We start from the raw sequence: 22,676 nt of genomic DNA, 5'->3' as shown, positions 1-22,676 counted from the left end.
GCTTCGATCTGGCGGGAGAGATGGCGTCGGAAGAAGCCGTAGGGATCATCGACCTGTACCAGCGCAAGGCCCAGGATTGGATCCAGAGCCGCGCGCGCACCGGCCTGTTTGAAAAGCCCTGGCTTGATCGTTTCCGGGCGCTGCTGTCGCCTGCCGGCCCGATTCTCGATCTCGGGTGCGGATCCGCCGAGCCGATGGCCGCGTATCTGATCGGGCTTGGTCATCCCGTCGTTGGCGTGGATTCCTCCCCGGCGATGATCGACGTCTGCCGTAAGCATTTTCCCAAGCAGGAATGGATCGTTGCCGATATGCGCACACTTGCCTTGCGGCGGCAGTTCTCCGGCATCCTTGCGTGGGACAGTTTCTTTCACCTCTGCCACAACGACCAACGCCGGATGTTTCCGGTGTTTCGGGAGCACGCCGCGGCGAGCGCGGCACTGTTGTTCACAAGCGGCTCCGCGCATGGCGAGGCGATCGGGAATTTTGGCGACGAGCCGCTGTATCATGCGAGCCTTGATCCGGCCGAATATCGTTCATTGCTCGACCGGAACGGGTTTCGCGTGGTGTCGCATGTCGTGGAGGACCCCGACTGCGGCGGCCATACCATCTGGCTCGCGCAGAGCATTTGAGACGCTGGGCAAGCTGGGAGGTGAGAGACGCTGGCCGCCGACCGCACCTTGTGGCTATGATCCGTTAAAGAAAGACCGGCTCAAATTCCTGAAATGGGAGTGAACCGCAACTCCCGCGCCGGCATGGGGGGAGACCGGCATGAGTTCACGTCGATCGTTGGCTAATCCGCGGCAGGACGAATATCGAATCCTGCATGAAGCCGATCTGCGGAGTTACCTCGCAGAAATTCCCGAGGTCGCGGCCCGTCTTGGCGGCGCCCCGGCCTCGTGGTCCATCGGCGAGGTCGGCGACGGCAACCTCAATCTCGTCTTCATCGTCAAGGGGACGGCAGGCGGCGTCGCCGTCAAGCAGGCGCTGCCTTACGTGCGGCTTGTCGGCGAGAGCTGGCCGCTGCCGCTATCGCGGTCGCACTACGAATACCTGGCGCTGACGCATCAGGCCCGGCTGGCGCCCGGTCTCGTGCCTGATGTGCTGCATCACAAGGAGGCGCTCGCGCTTGTCGTCATGGAGCTGCTCGAGCCGCACATCATTATGCGCAAGGGGCTGGTGGCCGGCACTACCTATCCGCGGTTCGTTGAGGACATCACGACGTTTCTGGCGCGGACGCTGTTTCTTTCGTCCGACCTCGCGGTATCAGCCGCCGAGAAGAAGGAGGAGTCGCCGCGTTCGTCGGCAACCATGCGCTCTGCAAGATCACCGAGGACCTGATCTTCACCGATCCCTACCGCGTGGCCGAGCAGAACCGCTGGACTCGGCCTTGGCTCGATGCGACCGCGGCGGCTTTTCGCGAAGACCTCGACCTCCACGTCGCGATTTCGCGGCTGAAACTGAAATTCCTGAACGCGCCGGAAGCCCTGATCCACGGCGACCTTCACACCGGATCGATCATGGTGACGGAAAGCGAGACGAAGGTGATCGATCCCGAATTCGCCTTCTACGGACCAATGGGCTTCGATATCGGCGCCGTCATCGCCAATCTGCTGATGGCCTATCTCGCGTCCGCCGGTCACGAGCGTTCGCCCGGCGAGCGCCGCGGGTTCGAGACGTGGGTGCTGGAAGCGATCGAGAACGTCTGGAGCGAATTCGCCAGCAAGCTCCTGGAGCTGTGGCGAACGCAAGCCGCAGGCGATGCCTATCCGCGGACGCTGTTCGAAGGCGAGGCCGGCGCCGCACGGCTGGAGGACGAGCGGCAGGCCTATATGACGCTGCTGTTTGAGGACACGATCGGATTCGCGGCCGCAAAAATCATTCGCCGCATTCTGGGGCTGGCGCACAACATCGATTTCGAACTGATCGAAGACCCGAAGCGGCGGGCGATTTCAGAGGCACGCAGCCTGCGGCTGGCACGCGCCATGATGGTGGACGTGGCATCGTTCCCGACCATCGGTGCCGTGACCAAGGCAGCCCGGGAGGTCCGCGATTGGCAGCCGGATTTCGCCAGGTGAGAGCGGTCTCGCCGGCGCATGGAGGGGCAATGTCCGCTTAACCAGATACTGGGAGTCCGGTATCTGGTTCTTGCCGTCGGGTTGACCTTAGCTTCGATAGTTCCAGAATTAACCGCCAGCGCGGACATCAAGGTTAAATAACAAGCTTACCCAAGCAATTCGGTTGCTCCCCTCAACGGGAGAGCTAACCGTCTAAGCCGCATTTCGAAAGATTTCTTTTTCATTTAGGGAGCGCTGCCATGGCACGTTCAACAAAACCGCCGATTTTAGATACGATCGATCTTGAGCGCGAGATCGAACAAGAGTTTCGCAAACTGCCGTCAGTTCGCGAACCCCAGCCGACCGACTACGCGCCGCCTTCCGTACGCGCTCCGGATTTGGGGATGCCAGACTATGTGGAGCATAGCGACGGCGCTACGGAGATCGGCAAGTTGTCAGCGGAAGCTGTCGTGCGCGAATATGAAGCCGCCGCGAAGGACATCGAGGCGCTGGGCGTTGAGCTCATCGAGCAGGCCAGGCAGTGCGAGGCCATGAGCCGCGAGGCGCTCGCAGTGACCGAAGAACTGAAGGAAACCGCAGCACGCTACCGCGCGGAAGCCAAACGCGTCTTCCTTCAAATTGAGAGCTGCTCGTTGGTGACGGCGGAGGTACGCAAGATCTGCGAGGAAATGAAGGATAAGATCGCAGCTCCAGCCCTGATCGAAGCTAAAGCCGGGAAGTAAACTAAAGCCGGGAAGTAAAGCCCGAGCCATCCAGGTACCGACGATGGTGCTAGCGCGCCTAGCTAGCTTCGTTACAGGGGCCGGCGGCTGAATGTCGTTGAAACGATTAATCAGCCGCTCTAATAGCTCCATGCGCATTCTACCGCCTAATCGGATGGCTCGGCGCTGCCTATAACAAGCGCACGGACCAACGTCGGGTCTGACAGCCTGCGTGTTGAAGCCAGTTGTGCGCCGCACCTATCGGGAAATTCGCGCTCATCGCTCCGCCCAGCCGCGCCTGCGCCACGGAATACAGGCGAGCGATAGAAACCCCATGAATCGAGTTCGACGTGAAATTTCTCCGCACCACAATAGTATCAGTGTTCTTGATGGCATCGTCATTCGCACATGCTCAGCAACCCAATGTCACGGGCAGGAGGCTGTCACCGGAAGACGTGCGGCGGGTTGTAAAGCATTGTTCCCGGGCGACGGCGATGAGGTCGTCGAAGCTGCCTCGCGGCATTTATTGCACCACCTTATAAGTCCTTGCAGATTATAGGGACTAGTCCAGGCAGAGCCATCCCTGATTGTCATCGTGGCCCGAGGCATCGCGTAACGCGATGCTTCCCGAAGCTGCGATTACATCGGACATGCTGCTCACCGGCGAATCGTGTTCGAAGCCCGGGAACCGGTCAGGAGGCAGCGTAGTTATTCGATGCCCGCGGGGCGGCGCATAGGCCGCCGTCTGCATCAATCAGTGCTCAGCAAACCGGGAGGCAGCAATGGCGCTCGCGATCAAAGTCAACGGTACCATGCAGAGCGTCGATGTCGATAATGACGCGCCGCTCCTCTGGGTCCTGCGTGATGCGCTCGGCCTGGCCGGCACGAAGTTCGGCTGTGGTGTCGCACAATGCGGCGCCTGCACCGTGTTCGTGGATGGCAAGCCAATGCGCTCCTGTACCCTGCCGATCTCGGCGCTCGGCACCCGCGAGGTGACCACCATCGAGGGCGTCTCCGGGCGGGAGGCCGAGGCGGTACAGCAAGCCTGGATCGCGCGCGACGTGCCGCAATGCGGCTACTGCCAGTCAGGCCAGGTGATGAGCGCCGTCGCGCTCCTCAAGCAGGTCAAGAAACCGAGCGACCGCGACATCGATCTCGCGATGAACGGCAACGTCTGCCGCTGCGCCACCTACGTCCGTATCCGCGCCGCGATCCACGACGCCGCCCGCGCGCTGGAGGGCTGAGCCATGACGACACACGACGTTGCGCTTTCACGCCGCGCGATGCTCAAGGGCGCCGCCGGCCTCGTCATCGGCCTTTATCTGCCCGAGAAGGCGCGCGCAATCGGGCGCGGCGCACGCCTTCCGTCGCGCCGCCGGCGGCGCTGATTTCGCGCCCAACGCCTTCATTCGCATCGGCGCGGACGATACGGTGACCGTACTGATCAAGCATATCGAGTTCGGCCAGGGTCCCTTCACCGGTCTCGCAACCCTTGTCGCCGAGGAGCTCGACGCCGACTGGTCGAAGGTGCGGGCCGAGCACGCGCCCTCCAACACCGACTTCTACAAGAATTTGGCCTTCGGCGTGCAGGGCACGGGCGGCTCCACCGCGATCGCCAATTCGTACGATCAGATGCGCAAGGCGGGCGCGACTGCGCGCGCCATGCTGATCGCCGCCGCGGCGCAAAGCTGGGGCGTGCCGGCGCGCGAGATCACGGTTGAGCGCGGCGTGCTACGCCATACCGGGACCGGTCGCGAGGGCCGCTTTGGGCAGTTCGCCGAGGCAGCCGCACGCCAGCCGGTCCCGGCCGACCCGCCGCTCAAGGACCCGTCCGTCTTCCGGTTGATCGGCCGCGACGACGGCTCGGTCAAGAAGCTTGACAGTGCCGCGAAATCCAACGGAACGGCGCAGTTCACGATCGACGTGCGCGAACCCGGAATGCTCACCGTCGTCGTGGCGCACCCGCCGCGGTTCGGCGCCCGGGTCGCGTCCTTCGATGCAAGCGCGGCACGCGCGGTCCAGGGCGTGGTCGATGTCAAGCAGGTGCCGACCGGCGTGGCCGTCTACGCCAACGGCACCTGGCCGGCGATCAAGGGGCGCGAACAATTGCGCATCAGTTGGGACGAGTCGGCCGCCGAGAAGCGCGGCAGCGACCAGCTCATCGAGGAATACCGCGCGGTGGCGCGCCGGCCTGGCCGCATTGCCGGTGCCCACGGGGACGCGATCACGACGCTCGCGCGCGCCGAGAGAATCATCGAAGCCGAATACGTTTTCCCCTATCTCGCGCACGCTCCCATGGAGCCGCTCGACGGCTTCCTGCGCTGGGACGGACAGCGCGCGCATGCCCGCTTCGGCAGCCAGTTGCAGACGCTCGATCACCAGGCGATCGCCACGGTGCTTGGGCTCAAGCCGGAGCAGGTGGAATTGGAAACGATGCTCGCCGGCGGCAGTTTCGGGCGCCGGGCGCAGCAAACGAGTCATCTGGCAGCGGAATTGGCCGAGGTGGCGAAGGCGATCGGCCCTGGCCGGCCGGTGAAGCTCGTCTGGACGCGCGAGGATGACATCCGCGGCGGCTATTACCGTCCGCTCATCGTGCACCGCATGCGCGGCGGCCTCCGTGATGGCAAGATCGTCGCCTGGACCGACACCGTCGTCAGCCAATCGATCTTGAAGGGCTCGCCCTTCGAGGCCGTGATGGCAAAGGGCGGCATCGACGCCACGTCGGTCGAGGGCGCGAAGGAAATTCCCTACGATATCGCCGATTTCCGCTGCGATCTGCACACGACAGATGTTGGCGTGCCGGTCCTGTGGTGGCGCTCCGTCGGCCATACGCACACCGGATATGCGGTCGAATGCTTCGTCGACGAACTCCTGCAGGCGACAGAGCAGGATCCGGTGGCGGGCCGGCTCGCCATGATGGGCAAGGCGCCGCGCGAGGCTGGCGTGCTGCGCGCCGTGGCCGAACTCGCGCAATGGTCCGGGCCCGGCCCGGTCAATGGCCGCGCCCGCGGCGTCGCGGTAGTGAAGAGCTTCGACAGCTACGTCGCCCAGATCGCCGAGGTCTCGGCCGGCGACGACGGCCCGCGCGTGCATAAGGTCTGGTGCGCCGTCGATTGCGGCGTGCCGGTCAATCCGGACGTGATCCGCGCGCAGATGGAAGGGGGCATCGGTTTCGGTGTCGGTGCGGCACTCTACGGCGAGGTGGCTCTCGACGAGGGCCGGCCAGTGCCGGCGAATTTCGACACCTACCGCGTGCTGCGCATCCACGAGATGCCTCAGGTCGAGGTGCGCGTCGTCAACTCGTCCGAGAAGCCGACGGGCGTCGGCGAGCCGGGCGTGCCGCCGATCGGGCCCTCTGTCGCCAACGCAATGGCACGGCTCGGCCTCGGGCGGCCGCGCCGCCTGCCACTGGTGAGGGCGGTCGCATGATGCGCGCACAAGCTTTCCTCGCGGCGGGGGTGGCCGCCGTGACGGTTCTCGTCGCGGCCGCGGTAGCGCAGACCACCCGACAGCCGACTGCGAAGGACTTACGCCCCGTCCCGAGCTTCCAGAACATCGCCGATCAACAGGCGCGTTCGATCGCGCTGTTCGAAGAGGCCGGCAAGGTGCTGCAGCACCCGCGTTGCGTAAACTGCCACCCGGCGACCGAGCGGCCGTTGCAGAGCGACGCGATGCGGCCGCATCAGCCGCTCGTGGTGCGCGGGGCCGACGGGCACGGCGTGCCCGGCATGACCTGCAATACCTGCCACCACGCCGCGAATTTCGATGCCGCCCGCGTGCCCGGCCATCCGCAGTGGCACCTCGCCCCGGCCTCGATGGCTTGGGAGGGGCGCACGCTTGGCGAGATCTGCGCGCAGATCAAGGATCCGAACCGCAACGGCGGCAAGGACATGGCCGCGCTTCTTCACCACATGGCGGAGGACACGCTCGTGGGCTGGGGCTGGTCGCCCGGTCCGGGCCGCGAACCAGCGCCAGGCACGCAGGCCGCGTTCGGCGCCTTGCTGCGGGCCTGGGCTGATACTGGCGCGCATTGCCCGCCGTCATGAGGCCGGGGTGTTAACGCCGTATGCCCTCAGGAATGTGCGGGTCTTGGCTGCATCAAACGCGTTTCGCATCGGCCGCTGCAGGGCGACTCTCCCAAGGACCGATTTAGCGAGCGTGTGCTAGTCCGCCGTCCGCTCCCGCAATCGTTGCGCATAGACGTTGATCACCAGCGCGGCCAGCAGGATCAGGCCGCGGATTAAAATCTTCAGGAAGCTGTCGATGTTGACGTGGTCGAGCCCGTTGTTGAGCACCCCGAGCACGAACAGGCCGACGATGGTGTTGCCTATGCCGCCGCGGCCGCCAAAGAGACTGGTGCCACCGACCACGACGGCGGCGATCGAATCAAGAAGATAAGTGTCGAACTCGTTCTGCTGCGCGCTGCCGAAATGGGCGACGCCGAGCATGCCGCCGATGCCGGCGCAGACCGCCGAGATCACCATGACGCTGCCGAGGATGAGCTTGACGTTGAGCCCGGAATATTCCGCCGCCTCGCGGTTTCCGCCGACCATGTAGACGTAGCGGCCGAAGCGGGTGTAGGTCAGCACCAGATGGCCGCCGAGCAGCATCAACGCCGCCACGATCACGATCCAGGGAATGCCGCCGATCGATGTCGATCCCAAGGTCGTGACCAGCGGAGGGACCTTGTAGGCGATCTGCCCGCGCACCAACAGGGCCGAGATGCCGGCGGCGATCTGCATCATCGCCAGCGTCATGATGAAGGAGGGGATGCCGATCACCGTCAGGCCGAAGGCATTGACGAGGCCGAGCAGGGCGCAAAGCGCCAGCGCCAAGAGGATCGCGGCCCATCCGGGCATCGGCACGTTGGCAATGTTGACGTAGGATTCCTGCAGCGTGAAATAGGCGACCGCAATGCCGGTGACGTTGGCGATCGCGGCGATCGAGAGGTCGATTTCGGCGCACAGGATCACGAAGGTGAGGCCGACGGCGATGATGCCGGTGACCGAAATCTGGGTCAGAATGTTGCCGAGATTGTCGAGCGTCGCAAACGACGGGCTGGCGGCGGCGAAGAAGCCGAACAGGCAGATCAGCGTCAGGAACGGCGCGATATTGCGCATCTGGGAGCGCAGCATCACGGCAAGCCGGTGCGGGCGTTTGCGATCGGAAGCGGGGACTGTCACGCTTTCACCTGAAGTCATGTCGGTCTCCTCACGCCGCTTCGAGCAGGCGGTCCTTGCTGATCCGTTCGTTGGAAAATTCCCGCACCACCGCGCCGCGCTTAAGCACGATGATGCGGTCGGCGAGCGACAGCACCGTCTCCGGCTCGGTGGAGAGCACGATGACGGCGAGCCCCTTGGCGCGCAAATCCCTGACGATGTGGATGACGTCGTCCTTGGCGCCGACATCCATGCCGCGGGTCGGTTCGCACAGCACGAGTAGCCGCGGCGGATAGCTCAACCACTTCGCCAGCGCGACCTTCTGCTGATTGCCGCCCGAGAGCATGCCGAGATCGAGTTCGACCGCGGCGGGCCGGATCCGCAACTGGTCGACCTGGCGCGCGGCGATCTTGCGTTCGCGCGACGGCTTGAGCAGCAGGGATGAAATGCGGTCGAGGACGCTGATCGAGATGTTCTTGTAGACCGGCTCCTGGTGGAACAGCATGTCGCGCCGGCTCTCGGGCACGAAGGCGATGCCGGCGCGGCGTGCGCCGGCCGTGCTGCGGAAGGCTTTTTGTTTGCCGGCGATCGCCAGCGAGCCCTGGTCGGGTTTGAGCTTGCCGAACAGGATCCGTGCCAGTTCGAGCTGCCCGCATCCCATAAAGCCGTAGATGCCCAGCACTTCGCCGGCGCGGACGTCGAACGAAACGTCGCGCAGGCTGCGGGCGAGCGACAGCCCGCTCGCGTTCAGCACCACCGGCTTCTCGGCGGGCGGCGGCAGCATGATGTCATGCGTGTAGGTCTCTTCCAGCGCCTCGCGGCCATGGCCGATCATGGCCTCGATCAACGCGGGCTTGTTGGTGTCGGCGGCCCTGGTCTCGGCGACCTTCCTGCCGTTGCGGAACACCGTTACGACGTCGGAGACGCGCAGGATATCTTCGATGAAATGCGAGATGAAGACGATGCTGGTGCCTTCATCCCGCAGCCGCTTCAGGGTCGCGAACAGGCGCTCCACTTCCGGCGGCGACAGCGCCGAGGTCGGCTCGTCGAGAATGATGATGCGGGCCCCCGAGAACAGCACACGGGCGATCTCGATCAGTTGCTGCAGGCCGATCGGGAGGTCGCCGAGCCGCGACATCGGATCGACGTCGATGCCGAAACGTTTGAGTTGCTCGCCAGCCTCGCGCGCCATGCGCCGCCATTGCACGAAGCCAAAGCGGTTGGTCGGCTGGTTGCCGAGAAACACGTTCTCGGCCACTGACAGATCGGGCGCGACGCTGAGCTCCTGGTGAACCATCGCGATGCCGGCCGCATGCGCGTCGCGCACCGAGCGGAAGCGGGTCTCCCGGCCGTCCAGGATGAAGCGGCCGGAAAAATCGGCATGCACGCCGGCGATGATCTTCATCAACGTGCTTTTGCCGGCGCCGTTCTCGCCAACGAGACCGTGGATCTCGCCGGGAGAAAGCGCAAAATCGACACCACGAAGGGCTTCGACGCCGCCGAAGGCCTTCGTGATCTCTGCAGTTCGAGGATGGGCTTGAGTCCCACGGGCATGCTGACTCAGATCAGGAAATGGTCCTCCATCCATTGCATGCCGGCGGCATTGGCCTTTGTTACGACCGGGCCGTCGGTGATGACGTGCTTTGGAATACCCTGTCCGCTCTTCTCGCCCGCGGTTACCGCAGCGACGCCGGCAACGATGGCGCCACCATGGATGCGGCAGGAGGGATTGCGGACGGTCGCGAACATGCGGCCTTCGCTCACCGCCTGGATCGCCGGCGGCATGGCGTCGACGCCGCCGATCAGGATGTTGGTGCGGTTGCGCGCCTTCATGATGTTGTAGGCGGCCAGCGCCATGTCGTCATTGTGGAAGAAGGCAGCATCTATCTGCGGATACTTTGTCAGATAGGTCTCCCACAGCCGCGCCGTCTTCGAGACGTCCCAATCCGCGGGCTGGGTGTCCAGCACCTCGATATTGGGGAATTGCTTCACCACCGTGTTAAAGCCCTTGGCGCGGCCCTGCGCGCCGGTATGGCCGAGCGCGCCCTGCGTCATGATGATCTTGCCCTTGCCGCCCATGGCGTTGCACAGCGCCTGGGTCACCGAAGCGCCCATGAATTCATTGTCGGGCGCCAGGAACGAATGAACCTTGATCTGATCGAGCGGGGCGATCAGCGTGTCCATGTCGATCACGGGAATGCCGGCATCGATCATCTTTTGCACGGGCTGGGTCAGCGTGCCGATGCCGAACGCCTGGATGGCGACGAAATCCCATTTTTGCGACGCCATGTTGTCGATCGCCGCGCGCTGCTTGACCGCGTCGAGCTGGCCGTCGAACCAGGTGACTTCGACGTTGAACAGCTTGCCCCACCATTCCGCCGCCTGCTTGCCCTGGGCGCACCAGGTCGCCTGCAGGCCTGCATTGGAGAACGCAGCCTTCAACGGTTTCTCTGAACGTGCGGCTGCCGCCAGCGCTGGATTAATACCCAGTCCCCCGAGCAGGGCGGTGGCTGCGCCAGCCGCGCCCGCGGCCTGAAGAAGGTCGCGCCTGGTCGTTACGGATTTGTCTGTCCCGGACATCGTTTGCTCCCTCGCTTGTCATTTGTTATCGCCGTCGGCGTCGATTGCACGCACCGCGGATCGAGGCAGTCTTTCACACTCGGCGCGTTTGCGCCACCGGCTGACTTGATCGTCTGTCTCAATGAACGTCGGGAGACTTTGGTGCTCGTCGCTTCACTGCGCTGCAACGAGACTTTTGATATCACCGAGCAATTTTTGCCACGCCGCATCGATGTCGTCAGACCAGTCCGTCCCGACGACCTCGCGCAGTGTCTGCGCAATGATGCCGAAGAATGCGACGAACAATTCGCGCGGCGTGCCGTAGGAATCGTGCGAGTAAACCTCCGACGTGATCAGGCGGAAATGACCGGCGCGTTCGCCGGCAAAATCCAGGATGGCCTCGATTGTCATCGCCAGCATCGAGCCCTTGACGAGCTCGCTGCCCTCAGTCCGAAACATCGTCCGCGCTTCGGGATGGGTCTCGAACAGGCGTCGATAGACCAGCGGCGTCAGATCTTCGCAGCGCGCGGCGGCCAGTTCAAAACTTCGCTCGATGGGATTTGACGATGCCGTCATTGTCGTTTGCGATCGTCTTGAAAAAAGATCGTCTCGAAAAAAAAGAGCAGGGCACCAAGCCCTGCTCAAAAATTGTGTCGACCCTTAATTTCCTCGAAAAGTGAGATTTGCTCTTGATTGTCGAGGCGACGCTGCTTGTGCGCGTCAGGGCTCCTCCCGAGACTTGGACCACCAAGCTTTGCCTCTCGGCCAGCCTGAGCCCGAATTGGTAGACCATCTTTTTCGTCTTGTCACCATTTTCGGCAACGTTTGTTCAAAATTCCAGCACTCTGCGAAATGATTGGGAATTTACTACTGGCGGTTGTGGATTTAGCTGCAATACGCCCGAGGCTTGGTATTGGGGTAAGGCGCCCTCTAAATGATGCAAAGCGCATCGCTTTTCGCCAGCATCTCTCCATGAAGCTGCAACATAATTCCGGGAACCTCATCTCGACTTCGGACTCCAGGGGTGATTAAGGTCTGAAGCGGATGGGTTTGCGATGCGCCGGCGGCTGAAGAATTTCCTGCCAATCGTCCTGATTGCTCTGGTGGTGCAGATTTTTGCACCGATCGGCGCATGCTGGGCGGCGAGCATGGCGGCTTCCGATCCGCTCGCTGGCGCCATCATCTGCCATGGCAATAGCGCCCCCGGTGCCGGGCAGGCCGACCAGACCGGCCACCGCGCCCACGACGGATGCTGTTCGGTTTGCAGCGTGCTACAGACCGGAGCGCCGGTCGACGCGCCGGAGACAGTGGCGATCGACATCGATCGGATTGCCGAGCGGGTGGCCTGGGTCGATTTTGCGTTCCGGCTGACAAACGCTCGCGCCGGCAGCCACGCGCAGGCGCGCGCGCCTCCCTCCATTTCCTGACCTCACTTGACCTTCGTCAAATGGTGCGGCCGCGGCCGTGCCAGTTCGTTCAGTTGAGCAAGCCAGCCAAAGCGCTGGCGTCAGGAATGTCTTATGTACCCCCATCGTGTTTTGGGAAGCGCGAGCCTGCTTGTGCTTGGCAGTGCGCTATCCCTCACGCCGTCGAACGCGACCGCCCAGACGGCGTTGCCGGCGGTGACCGTCGAAGCCCCGCGCGCCGCGACTGGCAGACCTGCGGCCCGAAAGCCGGCCATTCGCGCGTCCGCCCGGACGCAGGCGAGGCCGCCTTCGGCCAACCCCGCGCCTTCAGCGTCGCTAACCGCGGGCATTACCCCGAGCGTGGCGCGCGCGCTGCTTTACCAGGCGCCGAACGGCCAGACCGAGACGACCATCGATCGCAGCCAGTTCGATAACCGGCCGTCGTTCTCGGTGGCCGACGTGCTGCGCGAGAGCCCGGGTATCTCGGTGAAGCAGGGCAACGGGCCGCGCGATATCGGCATTTCGATCCGCGGCTCCAATGCTCGAAACGGCTTCGCCATCCGCAACCTCGTGATCTTTGACGACGGCTTTCCGGTCACGCAGCCGGACGGGCTTTCCCGCAGCGACCTGATCGATCCCAAGGCCTATGGCGCGATCGATGTCATTCGAGGACCGTCGTCAGCGCTCTTTGGCAACTATGCCACCGGCGGCGCGCTCAACTTCCGCACCCGCCCGGGCCGCACCATCGATGGGGTCGAATACGGCGTCGATGGCGGCAGCTTCGGCTATCTCAATAACTATCTCGCCGCAGGCAAGCAGGTCGGCAATTTCGAGTATTCGCTGTTCGCCAGCGACGCGCGCGGCGACGGGTTTATCCAGAATAGCTGGTTCAATACCCAGACGGTGAATTTCTTAGGCACACTGCAGGCGACGCCCGACGACCGCTTCACGGTCAAGTTCATCAACAACAATCTCGATACTCGCCTTCCGCTCCGGTACACGCTCGACCAGTTCTACCAAAATCCGTTCCAGCAAGGCTGCGCGACGGGCGGAGCCGCCGCAGTCGCACGTGGGTGTGCAACGGTCCTGCTGAACAATAACGGCTTCAACACCGCGGCAGGAACCGATCGGGAAACGGCGCTGCAGGCAGGCCTCGGTCGCAATGATCGCCGGACCATCGTCGGCGGCCGGTGGGAGCACGATTTCGACAATACGACGACCTGGCGCAACCAGTTCGTGTTCGACGACCGCAACATCAGCCAGCCGACCGGCGCTACCAGCGCGATTGGCGATTTCCCGTCGTACAACTACATGAGCGACATCACAAAGCGTGGTGAAATTTTCGGTTTGGAGTCCACCACCTATTTCGGCGCGTTCTACAACACGCTGACGGCGTCAAGCGACTCACGCCACGTCATGCCGGGAGGCAATGCGAGGCTCGGTCTTCTGCAAAGCAATACCTGGAGCGACACCACCAACTACGGCATTCGCGCACGCGAGGAATTGAAGCTGACGCCGCAACTGACCGCCATCGCCGGCATCGGATGGGAAACCACGCACCTGAAGGGCATCAATACCGCCTACAATTATGGGACATCGCCGGTCCCGAACCCGACGATCACGCCGACGACCGCCGACCGGCAATTCCAGAACACCGCACCCGAACTGGCGCTGCTTTATAAGTTGAATCCCGAGTGGCTTTTCCGCGCGCGTGTCGCCACTGGATACGGCACGCCGCAGGTCAATAACCTGTTCGTGCTTTCGGACGGTACACCCGGCAATAACACGCAGCTCCAGACGCAAAAGAATCTTGGTTACGATCTGGGCTTCGACTGGACGCCAAACAGCGTGCTCAAGTTCAGTGCGACCGGCTTCTACGAGTTCTTCCGCAACGAACTGGTGAGCCAGGCGACACGCACAGCCGGCGTCAGTTACACATTCAACGCGCCGAGATCAGAACACCGCGGCGTGGAGCTAGCCGCCGACTGGAAGTTCTATCCCGGCTGGCGATTCACTGCGGCCTATACCTATCTCGATCAGTACTACACCGAATATACGGAAGACATCAGAAGCCAAGGCGCAGGCGGGACGGTCTTCAGCTTCAACCGCGCCGGCAATAAGATTCCCGGCATCTCGCCGCACGAACTGACGGCGCGGCTTGGCTATGAGCAGATGTGGGGGCCGCTTGCCGGCCTCGGAGCGTTTGTCGAGGTGCAGTGGAAGGACTCGTTCTACATGGACAATGCCAATCTGCAGAAGGCGCCCGGCTACGAACTGGTCAATCTCAATGTGCACTACAACACGGATCTCGTGTCCGACTATTTCAAGTCGTTGAGCATGTATGTCGAAGTCAGGAACGTGTTCGACCGGACCTATGTGGCTTCCGCGAATAATATCGGAAACACGGTCACGGCCGGCGTTCAAGGTCTCAGCACCACCGGCTCGATCTACGCCGGCTCCCCGCGCGCGTTCATCGCCGGCATGAAGCTGGCGTTCAAATGATCGGACAACACTTCAAGAGGAGTAAAGCCATGCTGCGAATGAGCCTGCTCGCGATGCTCGCCTTCTCGCTCTGCCAAAGTGCAGCGCAAGCGCAAATGAGCCATCATCAGCATGCCTCGGAAGCGGCGTGCGAGGAGGCCGCCTTGCGCTGCGCGTCGAAGGTCATGCCAGCCTTCACCCCGGATGGAACGCTGTGGCTCGCCTGGATGGCCGGAGGCCAGATATCGGTCGCGAGTTCGAAGGATCAGGGGCGCAGCTTTTCGACGTCGGTTCAGGTGACAAAAGAAAAGCTCAACCTCGATTGGGGTCCGGATGCGCGTCCGCAGATCGTCATCGACAAGAACGGCGGCATTGCGCTGGCGTTTTCGCGCTTCCGGGACAAGGCGTTCAATGGCCAGGTGCTGACCACGAGGTCGACCGATGGCGGCCAGAGCTTTGCCGAGCTGCGGCCGATTACCCCAAGCAACGAGAGCCAGCGCTTTGTCGCACTCGGCCTCGATGCTGACGGTTCGGTGTTTGCGGCCTGGATCGACAAGCGCAATCGGGTGCCTGCGCGTGAGGAGGGCAGGAAATATGAGGGGGCAGGGCTGTTCTTCGCATCATCGAAGGACGGCGGCGCGACCTATTCCGAGACGCACCTCGCAGCCGACAACACCTGCGAATGTTGCCGGCTCGGCCTGGCGTTCGCAGGCGCCGGCCGTCCCGTGGTGGTGTTCAGGAACATCTTCGACGGCGGTGTGCGCGATCACGCGATCATGACGTTCGCCGACCCGGCGACGCCGGGCGAGGTTCGCCGCGTCAGCCGTGACGACTGGCAGATTGCCGCGTGCCCGCATCATGGGCCAAGTCTTTCGATCTCGCCCGCCGGCACTTACCACGCGACCTGGTACACCAGCGGCAAGGTGCGCAAGGGGCTGTTCTATGCCCGATCGCAAGACGAGGGACGTACGTTTTCCGATCCGCTTCCGCTCGGCCGTTCCGACCGCAATCCCACGCGGCCCTACGTTCTTGCCGGCCCGCGTGGCACCACCATGGTCTGGAAGGAGTTCGACGGCGAGAAGACCGCGGTCAACGCGATTGTCTCGCATGATGAGGGCAAGAGCTGGTCAACGCCGGTCGCGATCGCTACGACGACGGATACATCCGACCACCCGTTGCTGGTCAGTGACGGACAGAAGGTCTACCTTTCGTGGATGACCAAAGCCGACGGATATCGCTTTCTACCGATCGGAGACGGATCATGAAACGCCTCCTGCTCGCCGTCATGTTCCTCGTTGCCTGTCTGGGCGCCGCGCCCAGCGCCGAGACGCCGTCCGAGCTCACGCTCAAGCCGTTCGTGCGGGGAAGCTGGCAGGACGTGCTGCGTTCGCATGCCGGGCGCCCGACGCTGGTGCATTTCTGGGGCGTCACCTGCGGTCCTTGCAAGGTCGAATTGCCGCTGCTCGGACAATTCATGAAGGACCATTCCGAGATCGACGTCGTGATGGTCAGCGCCGACCTTGTTCCGAATCTGGACCGCGCAACGCGCGCGATGCTGGAGAAGGCCGGGCTGGGATCGGCGGAGAACTGGATTTTCAACGACGGCTTCGTCGAACGCCTCCGGTTCGAGATCGATCCCGCCTGGCAGGGGGATATCCCGCGCACGCTCCTGATCGGGCAGGATGGAACCGTGACCACGATCGAGGGTTCGGCGGAAATACCGGACCTCGAAAAATGGTTGGTTCAGCAAAAGGCCGCGAAGAAATAAGGACGCAATCCCGCTATTGTGAACATGAACGTTGCATTCTCACGTTAATGCAACGGCGGCCATCGGCCGTCCATTGTGTGTCGGCCATACTTCATAAATCGAAAGACATCCGATGAAACCTGTCTTGCCATTGTTCGCCTTCGCCACCCTGTTTGCTCTCCTGGGTACGCCCGCGCATGCTCAGGAAGTCAAGGCCGGAGACCTCGTCATCAAGCAAGCCTGGAGCCGCGCTACGCCGAGCGGCGCAAAAATCGCCGGCGGCTATCTCACCGTCGAAAACAAGGGCAGTGCGCCGGACAAGCTCGTTGGCGGCTCAGGCGATAACATCGGCAAGGTCGAAATTCACGAGATGGCGATGAACAACGGCGTCATGACGATGCGGCCGCTCGACAAGGGCCTGCCGATCGAGCCGGGCAAGACCGTCAAGCTCGCGCCGGGCGGCTATCATCTGATGCTGATGGATCTCAGGCAGCCCTTCAAGCAGGGCGACAAGGTGCCGGTCACCCTCGAATTCGAGAAGGCGGGAAAGGTGACGTTGTCGCTCGACGTGCAGGGCGTCGGTGCGAAGGGGCCATCCGCCGGTGAAATGAAGCACGATCATTCCGGGATGAAGAAATAGGCGGCGAGCAATTGTAGGATGGGTGGAGCGAAGCGATACCCATCAATGCCTGCAGCCGCGAAGGCGATGGGTATCGCTTCGCTCCACCCATCCTACGAAACCCTGCCAAAACGACCTACAAATCGGCGTTTTCAGCGGCTTTTTCGCGGCTTCCGGCCTTGTGTTTTCGCAGCCGATCCGGTTTCACTGCACCTCTTCCGGTAGCCCACTGATTCCTCGAGTTGTCCCATGCGGTTGTCGCGGTTTTTTCTACCCATCCTGAAAGAGAATCCGAAAGAGGCGGAGATCGTCTCGCATCGGCTGATGCTGCGCGCAGGCATGATGCGGCAGGAGGCTGCAGGCATTTACGCCTGGCTGCCGCTCGGCTTTCGGGTGCTGAAGAAGATCGAGCAGATCGTCCGCGAGGAACAGGACCGCGCCGGCGCCCTGGAACTGTTGATGCCGACGCTGCAGCTCGCCGACCTCTGGCGCGAGAGCGGACGCTACGACGCCTACGGCCCGGAGATGCTGCGCATCAGCGACCGCCACAAGCGCGAATTGCTGTATGGGCCGACCAATGAGGAAATGATCACCGAGATCTTTCGCGCCTACGTCAAATCCTACAGAAACCTGCCGCTCAATCTCTATCACATCCAGTGGAAGTTCCGTGACGAGCAGCGCCCGCGTTTCGGCGTGATGCGCGGCCGCGAGTTCCTGATGAAGGATGCGTACTCCTTCGATATCGACGAGGCGGCGGCGCGCCGTTCCTACAACCGGATGTTCGTCGCTTACCTGCGCACCTTCGCGCGGATGGGATTGAAGGCAATCCCGATGCGCGCCGAGACCGGGCCGATCGGTGGCGATCTCAGCCATGAATTCATCGTGCTCGCGGAAACCGGCGAGTCCGGCGTGTTCTGCAACAGCGACGTGCTGAACCTGCCGATCCCGCCCGACGACGTCGATTACGACGGCGATCTCACTCCGATCATCAAGCAATGGACGTCGGTCTATGCCGCAACCGAGGACGTCCACGATGCCGCTCGTTACGAGCACGAGGTGCCTGCCGACAAGCGCGTCAACACGCGCGGCATCGAGGTCGGTCAGATTTTCTACTTCGGCACCAAATATTCCGATGCGATGAAGGCGCTGGTCGCCGGCCCCGACGGCGTCGACGTGCCGATCCATGGCGGTTCCTACGGCGTCGGGGTCTCGCGGCTGGTCGGCGCCATCATCGAGGCATGCCACGACGATGCCGGCATCAAATGGCCGGAGGCGGTGGCGCCGTTCAGGGCTGTGATTTTGAACCTGAAGCAGGGGGACGCAGCCGTCGATGGCGCCTGCGAGAAGCTTTATCGCGAGCTTCAGGCCAAGGGCGTCGACGTGCTCTATGACGATACCGACCAGCGCGCCGGCGCGAAATTCGCGGCCGCCGACCTGATCGGCATCCCCTGGCAGATTCTGGTCGGGCCGAAGGGCCTCGCCGAGGGCAAGCTCGAGATCAAGCGGCGCAGCGACGGCTCGCGTGAGAATCTCAGTCCGGCGGAAGTGGTGGCGAAGATCGCGGGATAAGATATCCACCGCGGCTGATATGTTGGCCAATACGGCCACATTTGGCCCGAATCATGGGATTATCGAGTAATGGATGAGACCATGAACGAGACAGCCCGAACTCCGCCTTTTGCGCCCTTCGAATGGCTGCTGTCTGGGCGTTACCTGCGGGCACGTCGCAAGGAAGGCTTCATTTCCGTCATCGCCGGCTTTTCGTTCCTCGGCATCATGCTCGGCGTCGCCACGCTGATCATCGTGATGGCCGTGATGAACGGTTTTCGCAAGGAACTGCTGGACAAGATCCTCGGCCTCAACGGTCATCTGTTGGTGCAGCCGCTGGAATCGCCGCTGACCGACTGGAAGGACGTCGCCGAGCGCGTCAGCCAGGTCGACGGCATCCGCCTTGCCGCGCCGGTCGTGGACGGCCAGGCGCTGGCGTCCTCGGCCTTTAATGCTGCCGGTGTGCTGGTACGCGGCATGCGCTCTGCGGACCTGAACAACCTCACCTCGATCGCCAAGAACATCAAGCAAGGCACGATGGAGGGGTTTGATGAGGGGCAGGGCGTCATCATCGGACGCCGGCTCGCCGATCAATTGTCGCTGCATGCCGGCGACACCATCACGCTGGTTGCGCCCAAGGGCGCGGTGACCCCGATGGGCACGACGCCGCGCATAAAACCCTACAAGGTGGCGGCCGTGTTCGAGATCGGCATGTCGGAATACGATGCAAGCTTCGTGTTCATGCCGCTGCCGGAATCGCAGGCCTATTTCAATCGCAAGGACGACGTGACTGCGATCGAGGTCTTCACCGCCAATCCCGATCGAATCGACGCGTTCCGCAAAAGCGTGACGGAGGCAGCCGGGCGGCCGGTGTTCCTGGTCGACTGGCGGCAGCGCAACTCGACCTTCTTCAATGCGCTTCAGGTCGAACGCAACGTGATGTTTTTGATCCTGACCATGATCGTGCTGGTTGCTGCGCTCAACATCGTTTCGGGCCTGATCATGCTGGTCAAGGACAAGGGCCAGGACATCGCCATCCTGCGCACCATGGGCGCCTCGCAGGGCTCGATCATGCGGATATTCCTGATCACGGGCGCTGCGATCGGTGTGGTCGGCACGCTGACCGGATTTTTTCGTCGGCATGCTGATCTGCCTGAATATCGAATCGATCCGGCAGTTCCTGTCCTGGATGACCAACACCGAATTGTTCTCGCCGGAACTCTATTTCCTCTCCCGGCTGCCGGCCGAGATCGATTTCGGCGAGACCACTGCGGTGGTGATCATGGCGCTGACGCTGTCGTTCCTGGCGACACTCTATCCGTCCTGGCGCGCCGCGCGCCTCGATCCCGTCGACGCGCTCCGTTATGAGTGAGGGCGCGATGGCCGAGGAGGCGGAAGATGTACCCGTTATCTATCTCCACGAGATAAAACGCGAGTACCGACAGGGCGAGGCGACGCTGACCATCCTCAACGGCGCCAGGCTTGCGCTGTGGGCGGGACAGTCGGTGGCGCTGGTGGCGCCGTCGGGGTCGGGCAAGTCGACGCTGCTGCACATCGCGGGCCTGCTCGAAAGCCCTGACGATGGTGAGGTCTATGTCGCGGGCACGCCGACCTCGCAACTATCAGATATCGACCGTACCCAGATCCGGCGCTCCGACATCGGCTTCGTCTATCAATCGCACCGGCTGTTGCCGGAATTCACCGCGCTCGAAAACGTCATGCTGCCGCAGATGATCCGCGGCCTCAAACGCTCCGAGACGATCAAGCGCTCGCAGGAGATTTTGGCCTATCTCGGCCTCGGCGATCGCATTTCGCACCGACCGGCCGAACTGTCCGGCGGCGAGCAGCAGCGCGTCGCCATCGCGCGCGCGGTCGCCAACGCGCCCCGGGCGCTACTCGCCGACGAGCCGACCGGAAATCTCGATCCGCATACCGCCGATCACGTCTTCAAGGCGCTGATGCAACTCGTGAAGGCGACGCAGGTCGCGATGCTGATCGCCACCCACAACATGGAGTTGGCCGGACGGATGGACCGGCGGGTGTCGCTGGTCGACGGCCGGGTCGTCGAAATGGAGTAGCGGCGTTCAGTAAACGCCGCGCTTGCGCACCGGCCGATCCTGATAGGCGTTCGATGCGTAGGGATTGAGCACGCATTGTGCCGCGCGCCCCGAGGCAGACAGATTACATTGCGGCAGCGACGTATAACGGCACTCATAGTAGGTGGCCGGGCCGTAGACACGCAGGCAGACCGGATAGTCGGAACCGTAGGTCTGCGCCCGAGCCGGCGCCGAAGCGGAGATCATTGCAATCGCGAGGATCGCCAAAACCGGTATGCGCATCAGAATCTCCCTTGAGACGTGCGATCGGTCCGTATGTGCAGACGGCCAGCAGACATTCGACGCGCTCCGGCGTCAAATCACGTTCGCGCGCTACAAGAGCACGCGCTCAGTACCCGTTGCGGTAGCGCTTATAGCGGCGTGCCGACGGTTCTTGAGATGCATGTGCGAAATACGGATTGATCTCGCATTGCGCCGAGCGGCCCGACGCCGACATGTTGCATTGAGGCAGGGAGGTATAGGCACATTCGTAGTAGTTGATCCCCCTGTTATAAACATGCAGGCAAACCGGATAGCGCGGATCGTAAGTCTGTGCCTGCGCCGGTGCCGCTGCCGAGGCCGCTCCGACTGCCAAAATTGCCAAAGCCAGAATACGCATCAGAATCTCCTTGAGAACTGCATCGGTCCGCAAGTGCTGACGGCCAGCAGACATTCGACGCAGTCCGGCGTCAAATCACGTTCACGCGCTGTAGGTGCGGGCGTCCGGAGGCTCGCGTGTGCGGAATGTCTCGGCGGCGATAGGCCGCTGCTTAGTACCTGCCGTAACCGTGAGCGGGCGGCAGCGCGCGGCCGGGCAGCGGGCGATAGTTGGAGGGCGGCGGTTCGCTCTCGCCAACATAAAAAGGATTGGCGATGCAGGTGAGGAAGCGTCCCGATGCAGTCGCCTGGCACTGCTCGTAGCTCGTGAACGTGCAGTAGCTCAGCGCCGGATATTCGTCTCCCTGAAGGCAGAACGGATATCGAGTGCCGACCGCTTCGGCAGGCGCAGCACCGATAGCTGCCAATCCGATCGCGGTCAGCACGGCCAGAATCGTTCTACGCATTTCGAATCTCCCTCACGGCGCATCGGCACTTCGCGTTCCATTCTGATCGACACAAGCCGCAGCTCTGCAATTCCGTCAAGCCAATCCGCCTTGTAATACCGCCGCAAAACTAAAATGTGAATTTTGTGCGGCGAGCTCCGGCGCAATGTTTCAAAAAACGCCTGCAAGACAACATTAACTTACGTTCACACTGAGGCCGTTTGATGTGCGTTGTTGCAGCGAGGTTACAGCAATTCGAGCAGACGATGCTATGAGCATGCCGCGGCCTTGGGGGCTGTCAAAAAGGAACGGGAATAAAGAATGAAGAAGGTTTTGCTTGTTACGGCCAGTCTGATCGCGCTCGGCGCGGCTGCGCCGGCTGTTGCTGCTGATCTCGCTGCGCGCCCTTATACCAAGGCGCCCCCGATGGTCGCGGCTGTGTATGATTGGACCGGTTTTTACATCGGTGCGAACGGCGGCTGGGGTTCGAGCCGCAACGAGTGGGATTCGGTTCCGCCTTCTGGTCTCGTCGGCCCCGAGGGCTCCCATGATGCGACTGGCGGAACGGTCGGTGGTCAGGTCGGCTATCGCTGGCAGGCTGGCACCTGGGTGTTCGGCGTTGAAGCCCAGGGCAACTGGGCCGACTTCTCGGGCAGCAACTTGAGCCAGGTGTTCGCTACTCGTAACCACACGAACGTCGATGCGTTCGGCCTGTTCACCGGTCAGGTTGGTTATGCCGTCAACAACGTCCTGCTCTACGTCAAGGGCGGTGCTGCTGTGACCTCGAACGAGTACCGCATCTCCAACCTTGCAGGCGCGACCATTGGCGTCACCGGCGACGACACCCGCTGGGGCGGCACGATCGGCGCCGGCCTCGAATACGCCTTCGCGCCGAACTGGTCGATTGGCGTCGAGTACAATCACCTGTTCATGCAGGATCGTACCTACACCTTCACCGCGCCGGGCGGCGGCTTCGTCGGCACCGACCGTATCAGTCAGGACGTTGATCTCGTCACCGCCCGCCTGAACTACAAGTTCGGCGCTCCGGGCGTCGCGAGGTACTGATCGCACGCGACCTGCGACCAACATCGAAGCCCCGGGGCGCTGTCCCGGGGCTTTTTTGTTGTGGGCGGCTGGCCAGTTAACCAAGCCGGAATTGTCGCAAGACGCGCCGTGAGACGGACTTGACTCCGAGAACAAAAAAGGAACAATGTTCCTCATATGTTCTTTGACCGTGGGAGT

At 62.7% G+C, this 22,676-nt stretch carries 20 protein-coding genes and 3 pseudogenes; 16 read left to right on the top strand and 7 right to left on the bottom strand.

From position 1 onward, the window contains the following. Positions 1–20: 20 nt before the first annotated feature. The 7 genes and pseudogenes from ACFXS9_RS14870 to ACFXS9_RS14840 all read left to right on the top strand — a co-directional run bounded on the left by ACFXS9_RS14870 (position 21) and on the right by ACFXS9_RS14840 (position 6,822). Positions 21–629 carry a class I SAM-dependent methyltransferase gene (locus tag ACFXS9_RS14870; RefSeq protein ID WP_392689924.1) on the top strand — a complete coding sequence of 203 codons (609 nt, stop codon included), beginning with the start codon at positions 21–23 and terminating at the stop codon, positions 627–629. Between the two features lie 139 nt (positions 630–768). After that, positions 769–2,075, top strand: a pseudogene (gene mtnK, locus ACFXS9_RS14865) (S-methyl-5-thioribose kinase). A 239-nt stretch (positions 2,076–2,314) separates the two neighbouring features. Continuing rightward, a complete protein-coding gene (locus ACFXS9_RS14860) occupies positions 2,315–2,797 on the top strand; it encodes a hypothetical protein (RefSeq protein ID WP_392689922.1) in 483 nt (160 codons plus the stop codon). Positions 2,798–3,558: 761 nt separating this feature from the next. Then, complete coding sequence (locus ACFXS9_RS14855; protein WP_275186306.1) at positions 3,559–4,020, top strand: (2Fe-2S)-binding protein; 462 nt, start codon at positions 3,559–3,561, stop codon at positions 4,018–4,020. 3 nt (positions 4,021–4,023) lie between these two features. Beyond that, positions 4,024–4,164 carry a hypothetical protein gene (locus ACFXS9_RS14850; RefSeq protein ID WP_392689920.1) on the top strand — a complete coding sequence of 47 codons (141 nt, stop codon included), beginning with the start codon at positions 4,024–4,026 and terminating at the stop codon, positions 4,162–4,164. Positions 4,165–4,207: 43 nt separating this feature from the next. Next, positions 4,208–6,205, top strand: coding sequence for a molybdopterin cofactor-binding domain-containing protein (locus ACFXS9_RS14845; RefSeq protein ID WP_392689919.1), 1,998 nt, complete (start codon positions 4,208–4,210; stop codon positions 6,203–6,205). Beyond that, on the top strand, positions 6,202–6,822 hold the full coding sequence (locus tag ACFXS9_RS14840) for an Isoquinoline 1-oxidoreductase subunit (protein WP_392689917.1): 621 nt from the start codon (positions 6,202–6,204) through the stop codon (positions 6,820–6,822). The genes ACFXS9_RS14845 and ACFXS9_RS14840 overlap by 4 nt, the downstream gene beginning before the upstream one ends. 117 nt (positions 6,823–6,939) lie before the next feature. Here ACFXS9_RS14840 and ACFXS9_RS14835 read toward each other — a convergent pair whose 3' ends face one another. From ACFXS9_RS14835 to ACFXS9_RS14820, 4 genes and pseudogenes are all read right to left on the bottom strand, one after another. Beyond that, on the bottom strand, positions 6,940–7,977 hold the full coding sequence (locus ACFXS9_RS14835; protein WP_392689915.1) for an ABC transporter permease: 1,038 nt from the start codon (positions 7,975–7,977) through the stop codon (positions 6,940–6,942). Between the two features lie 10 nt (positions 7,978–7,987). Further along, positions 7,988–9,489 (bottom strand): annotated as a pseudogene (locus tag ACFXS9_RS14830) (sugar ABC transporter ATP-binding protein). Between the two features lie 6 nt (positions 9,490–9,495). Then, positions 9,496–10,515: a sugar ABC transporter substrate-binding protein gene (locus ACFXS9_RS14825; RefSeq protein ID WP_392689913.1), complete on the bottom strand. Its 1,020-nt coding sequence runs from the start codon at positions 10,513–10,515 to the stop codon at positions 9,496–9,498. Positions 10,516–10,668: 153 nt separating this feature from the next. After that, complete coding sequence (locus tag ACFXS9_RS14820; RefSeq protein WP_392689911.1) at positions 10,669–11,070, bottom strand: globin; 402 nt, start codon at positions 11,068–11,070, stop codon at positions 10,669–10,671. 479 nt (positions 11,071–11,549) lie between these two features. On the opposite strand from ACFXS9_RS14820, the gene ACFXS9_RS14815 reads away from it, so the two are divergent. The 8 genes and pseudogenes from ACFXS9_RS14815 to ACFXS9_RS14780 all read left to right on the top strand — a co-directional run bounded on the left by ACFXS9_RS14815 (position 11,550) and on the right by ACFXS9_RS14780 (position 20,373). Continuing rightward, positions 11,550–11,921, top strand: a complete 372-nt coding sequence (locus tag ACFXS9_RS14815; protein WP_392689909.1) for a DUF2946 domain-containing protein — start codon at positions 11,550–11,552, stop codon at positions 11,919–11,921. Between the two features lie 93 nt (positions 11,922–12,014). Further along, a complete protein-coding gene (locus ACFXS9_RS14810) occupies positions 12,015–14,402 on the top strand; it encodes a TonB-dependent receptor family protein (protein WP_392689907.1) in 2,388 nt (795 codons plus the stop codon). 29 nt (positions 14,403–14,431) lie between these two features. Next, positions 14,432–15,646 (top strand): sialidase family protein, encoded by a 1,215-nt coding sequence (locus tag ACFXS9_RS14805; protein WP_392689905.1) that lies wholly within the window; start codon positions 14,432–14,434, stop codon positions 15,644–15,646. After that, positions 15,643–16,149 (top strand): TlpA family protein disulfide reductase, encoded by a 507-nt coding sequence (locus tag ACFXS9_RS14800; RefSeq protein ID WP_392689903.1) that lies wholly within the window; start codon positions 15,643–15,645, stop codon positions 16,147–16,149. Before ACFXS9_RS14805 ends, ACFXS9_RS14800 begins: the two co-directional genes overlap by 4 nt. Before the next feature lie 112 nt (positions 16,150–16,261). Further along, the gene (locus tag ACFXS9_RS14795; protein WP_392689901.1) at positions 16,262–16,768 is read left to right on the top strand and encodes a copper chaperone PCu(A)C; all 507 of its coding nucleotides are present in this window, start codon (positions 16,262–16,264) and stop codon (positions 16,766–16,768) included. A 228-nt stretch (positions 16,769–16,996) separates the two neighbouring features. After that, the gene (gene proS, locus ACFXS9_RS14790) at positions 16,997–18,316 is read left to right on the top strand and encodes a proline--tRNA ligase (RefSeq protein WP_392689899.1); all 1,320 of its coding nucleotides are present in this window, start codon (positions 16,997–16,999) and stop codon (positions 18,314–18,316) included. Between the two features lie 69 nt (positions 18,317–18,385). After that, a pseudogene (locus ACFXS9_RS14785) lies at positions 18,386–19,667 on the top strand (lipoprotein-releasing ABC transporter permease subunit). Positions 19,668–19,674: 7 nt separating this feature from the next. After that, a complete protein-coding gene (locus tag ACFXS9_RS14780) occupies positions 19,675–20,373 on the top strand; it encodes an ABC transporter ATP-binding protein (protein ID WP_392689897.1) in 699 nt (232 codons plus the stop codon). Between the two features lie 6 nt (positions 20,374–20,379). Here the strand turns inward: ACFXS9_RS14780 and ACFXS9_RS14775 are convergent, their stop codons facing one another. From ACFXS9_RS14775 to ACFXS9_RS14765, 3 genes are all read right to left on the bottom strand, one after another. Further along, positions 20,380–20,634 (bottom strand): DUF3551 domain-containing protein, encoded by a 255-nt coding sequence (locus tag ACFXS9_RS14775; RefSeq protein WP_392689895.1) that lies wholly within the window; start codon positions 20,632–20,634, stop codon positions 20,380–20,382. A gap of 106 nt (positions 20,635–20,740) precedes the next feature. Continuing rightward, positions 20,741–21,010, bottom strand: a complete 270-nt coding sequence (locus tag ACFXS9_RS14770) for a DUF3551 domain-containing protein (protein WP_392689893.1) — start codon at positions 21,008–21,010, stop codon at positions 20,741–20,743. Positions 21,011–21,161: 151 nt separating this feature from the next. Next, positions 21,162–21,455, bottom strand: a complete 294-nt coding sequence (locus tag ACFXS9_RS14765; protein ID WP_392689891.1) for a DUF3551 domain-containing protein — start codon at positions 21,453–21,455, stop codon at positions 21,162–21,164. Between the two features lie 300 nt (positions 21,456–21,755). On the opposite strand from ACFXS9_RS14765, the gene ACFXS9_RS14760 reads away from it, so the two are divergent. After that, on the top strand, positions 21,756–22,499 hold the full coding sequence (locus tag ACFXS9_RS14760) for an outer membrane protein (protein ID WP_392689890.1): 744 nt from the start codon (positions 21,756–21,758) through the stop codon (positions 22,497–22,499). The last annotated feature ends 177 nt before the right edge of the window (positions 22,500–22,676 follow it).

The sequence above is a fragment of the Bradyrhizobium sp. RDI18 genome, assembly GCF_043203335.1.
Classification (GTDB): Bacteria; Pseudomonadota; Alphaproteobacteria; order Rhizobiales; family Xanthobacteraceae; genus Bradyrhizobium; species Bradyrhizobium retamae.
Note: the sequence above shows the minus strand (reverse complement) of the source record. Positions and strands in the feature narration are given on the sequence as shown.

Bases quoted from the DNA above. Each gene is read 5' to 3' on its own strand.
- ACFXS9_RS14840 (WP_392689917.1), top strand. From the start codon at position 6,202: ATGATGCGCGCACAAGCTTTCCTCGCGGCGGGGGTGGCCGCCGTGACG.
- ACFXS9_RS14800 (WP_392689903.1), top strand. From the start codon at position 15,643: ATGAAACGCCTCCTGCTCGCCGTCATGTTCCTCGTTGCCTGTCTGGGC.
- ACFXS9_RS14765 (WP_392689891.1), bottom strand. From the start codon at position 21,455: ATGCGTAGAACGATTCTGGCCGTGCTGACCGCGATCGGATTGGCAGCT.
- ACFXS9_RS14835 (WP_392689915.1), bottom strand. From the start codon at position 7,977: ATGACTTCAGGTGAAAGCGTGACAGTCCCCGCTTCCGATCGCAAACGC.
- ACFXS9_RS14760 (WP_392689890.1), top strand. From the start codon at position 21,756: ATGAAGAAGGTTTTGCTTGTTACGGCCAGTCTGATCGCGCTCGGCGCG.
- ACFXS9_RS14780 (WP_392689897.1), top strand. From the start codon at position 19,675: ATGGCCGAGGAGGCGGAAGATGTACCCGTTATCTATCTCCACGAGATA.
- ACFXS9_RS14770 (WP_392689893.1), bottom strand. From the start codon at position 21,010: ATGCGTATTCTGGCTTTGGCAATTTTGGCAGTCGGAGCGGCCTCGGCA.
- ACFXS9_RS14805 (WP_392689905.1), top strand. From the start codon at position 14,432: ATGCTGCGAATGAGCCTGCTCGCGATGCTCGCCTTCTCGCTCTGCCAA.
- ACFXS9_RS14775 (WP_392689895.1), bottom strand. From the start codon at position 20,634: ATGCGCATACCGGTTTTGGCGATCCTCGCGATTGCAATGATCTCCGCT.
- ACFXS9_RS14870 (WP_392689924.1), top strand. From the start codon at position 21: ATGGCGTCGGAAGAAGCCGTAGGGATCATCGACCTGTACCAGCGCAAG.
- ACFXS9_RS14815 (WP_392689909.1), top strand. From the start codon at position 11,550: ATGCGCCGGCGGCTGAAGAATTTCCTGCCAATCGTCCTGATTGCTCTG.
- ACFXS9_RS14795 (WP_392689901.1), top strand. From the start codon at position 16,262: ATGAAACCTGTCTTGCCATTGTTCGCCTTCGCCACCCTGTTTGCTCTC.
- ACFXS9_RS14860 (WP_392689922.1), top strand. From the start codon at position 2,315: ATGGCACGTTCAACAAAACCGCCGATTTTAGATACGATCGATCTTGAG.
- ACFXS9_RS14820 (WP_392689911.1), bottom strand. From the start codon at position 11,070: ATGACGGCATCGTCAAATCCCATCGAGCGAAGTTTTGAACTGGCCGCC.
- proS (WP_392689899.1), top strand. From the start codon at position 16,997: ATGCGGTTGTCGCGGTTTTTTCTACCCATCCTGAAAGAGAATCCGAAA.
- ACFXS9_RS14850 (WP_392689920.1), top strand. From the start codon at position 4,024: ATGACGACACACGACGTTGCGCTTTCACGCCGCGCGATGCTCAAGGGC.
- ACFXS9_RS14825 (WP_392689913.1), bottom strand. From the start codon at position 10,515: ATGTCCGGGACAGACAAATCCGTAACGACCAGGCGCGACCTTCTTCAG.
- ACFXS9_RS14855 (WP_275186306.1), top strand. From the start codon at position 3,559: ATGGCGCTCGCGATCAAAGTCAACGGTACCATGCAGAGCGTCGATGTC.
- ACFXS9_RS14810 (WP_392689907.1), top strand. From the start codon at position 12,015: ATGTACCCCCATCGTGTTTTGGGAAGCGCGAGCCTGCTTGTGCTTGGC.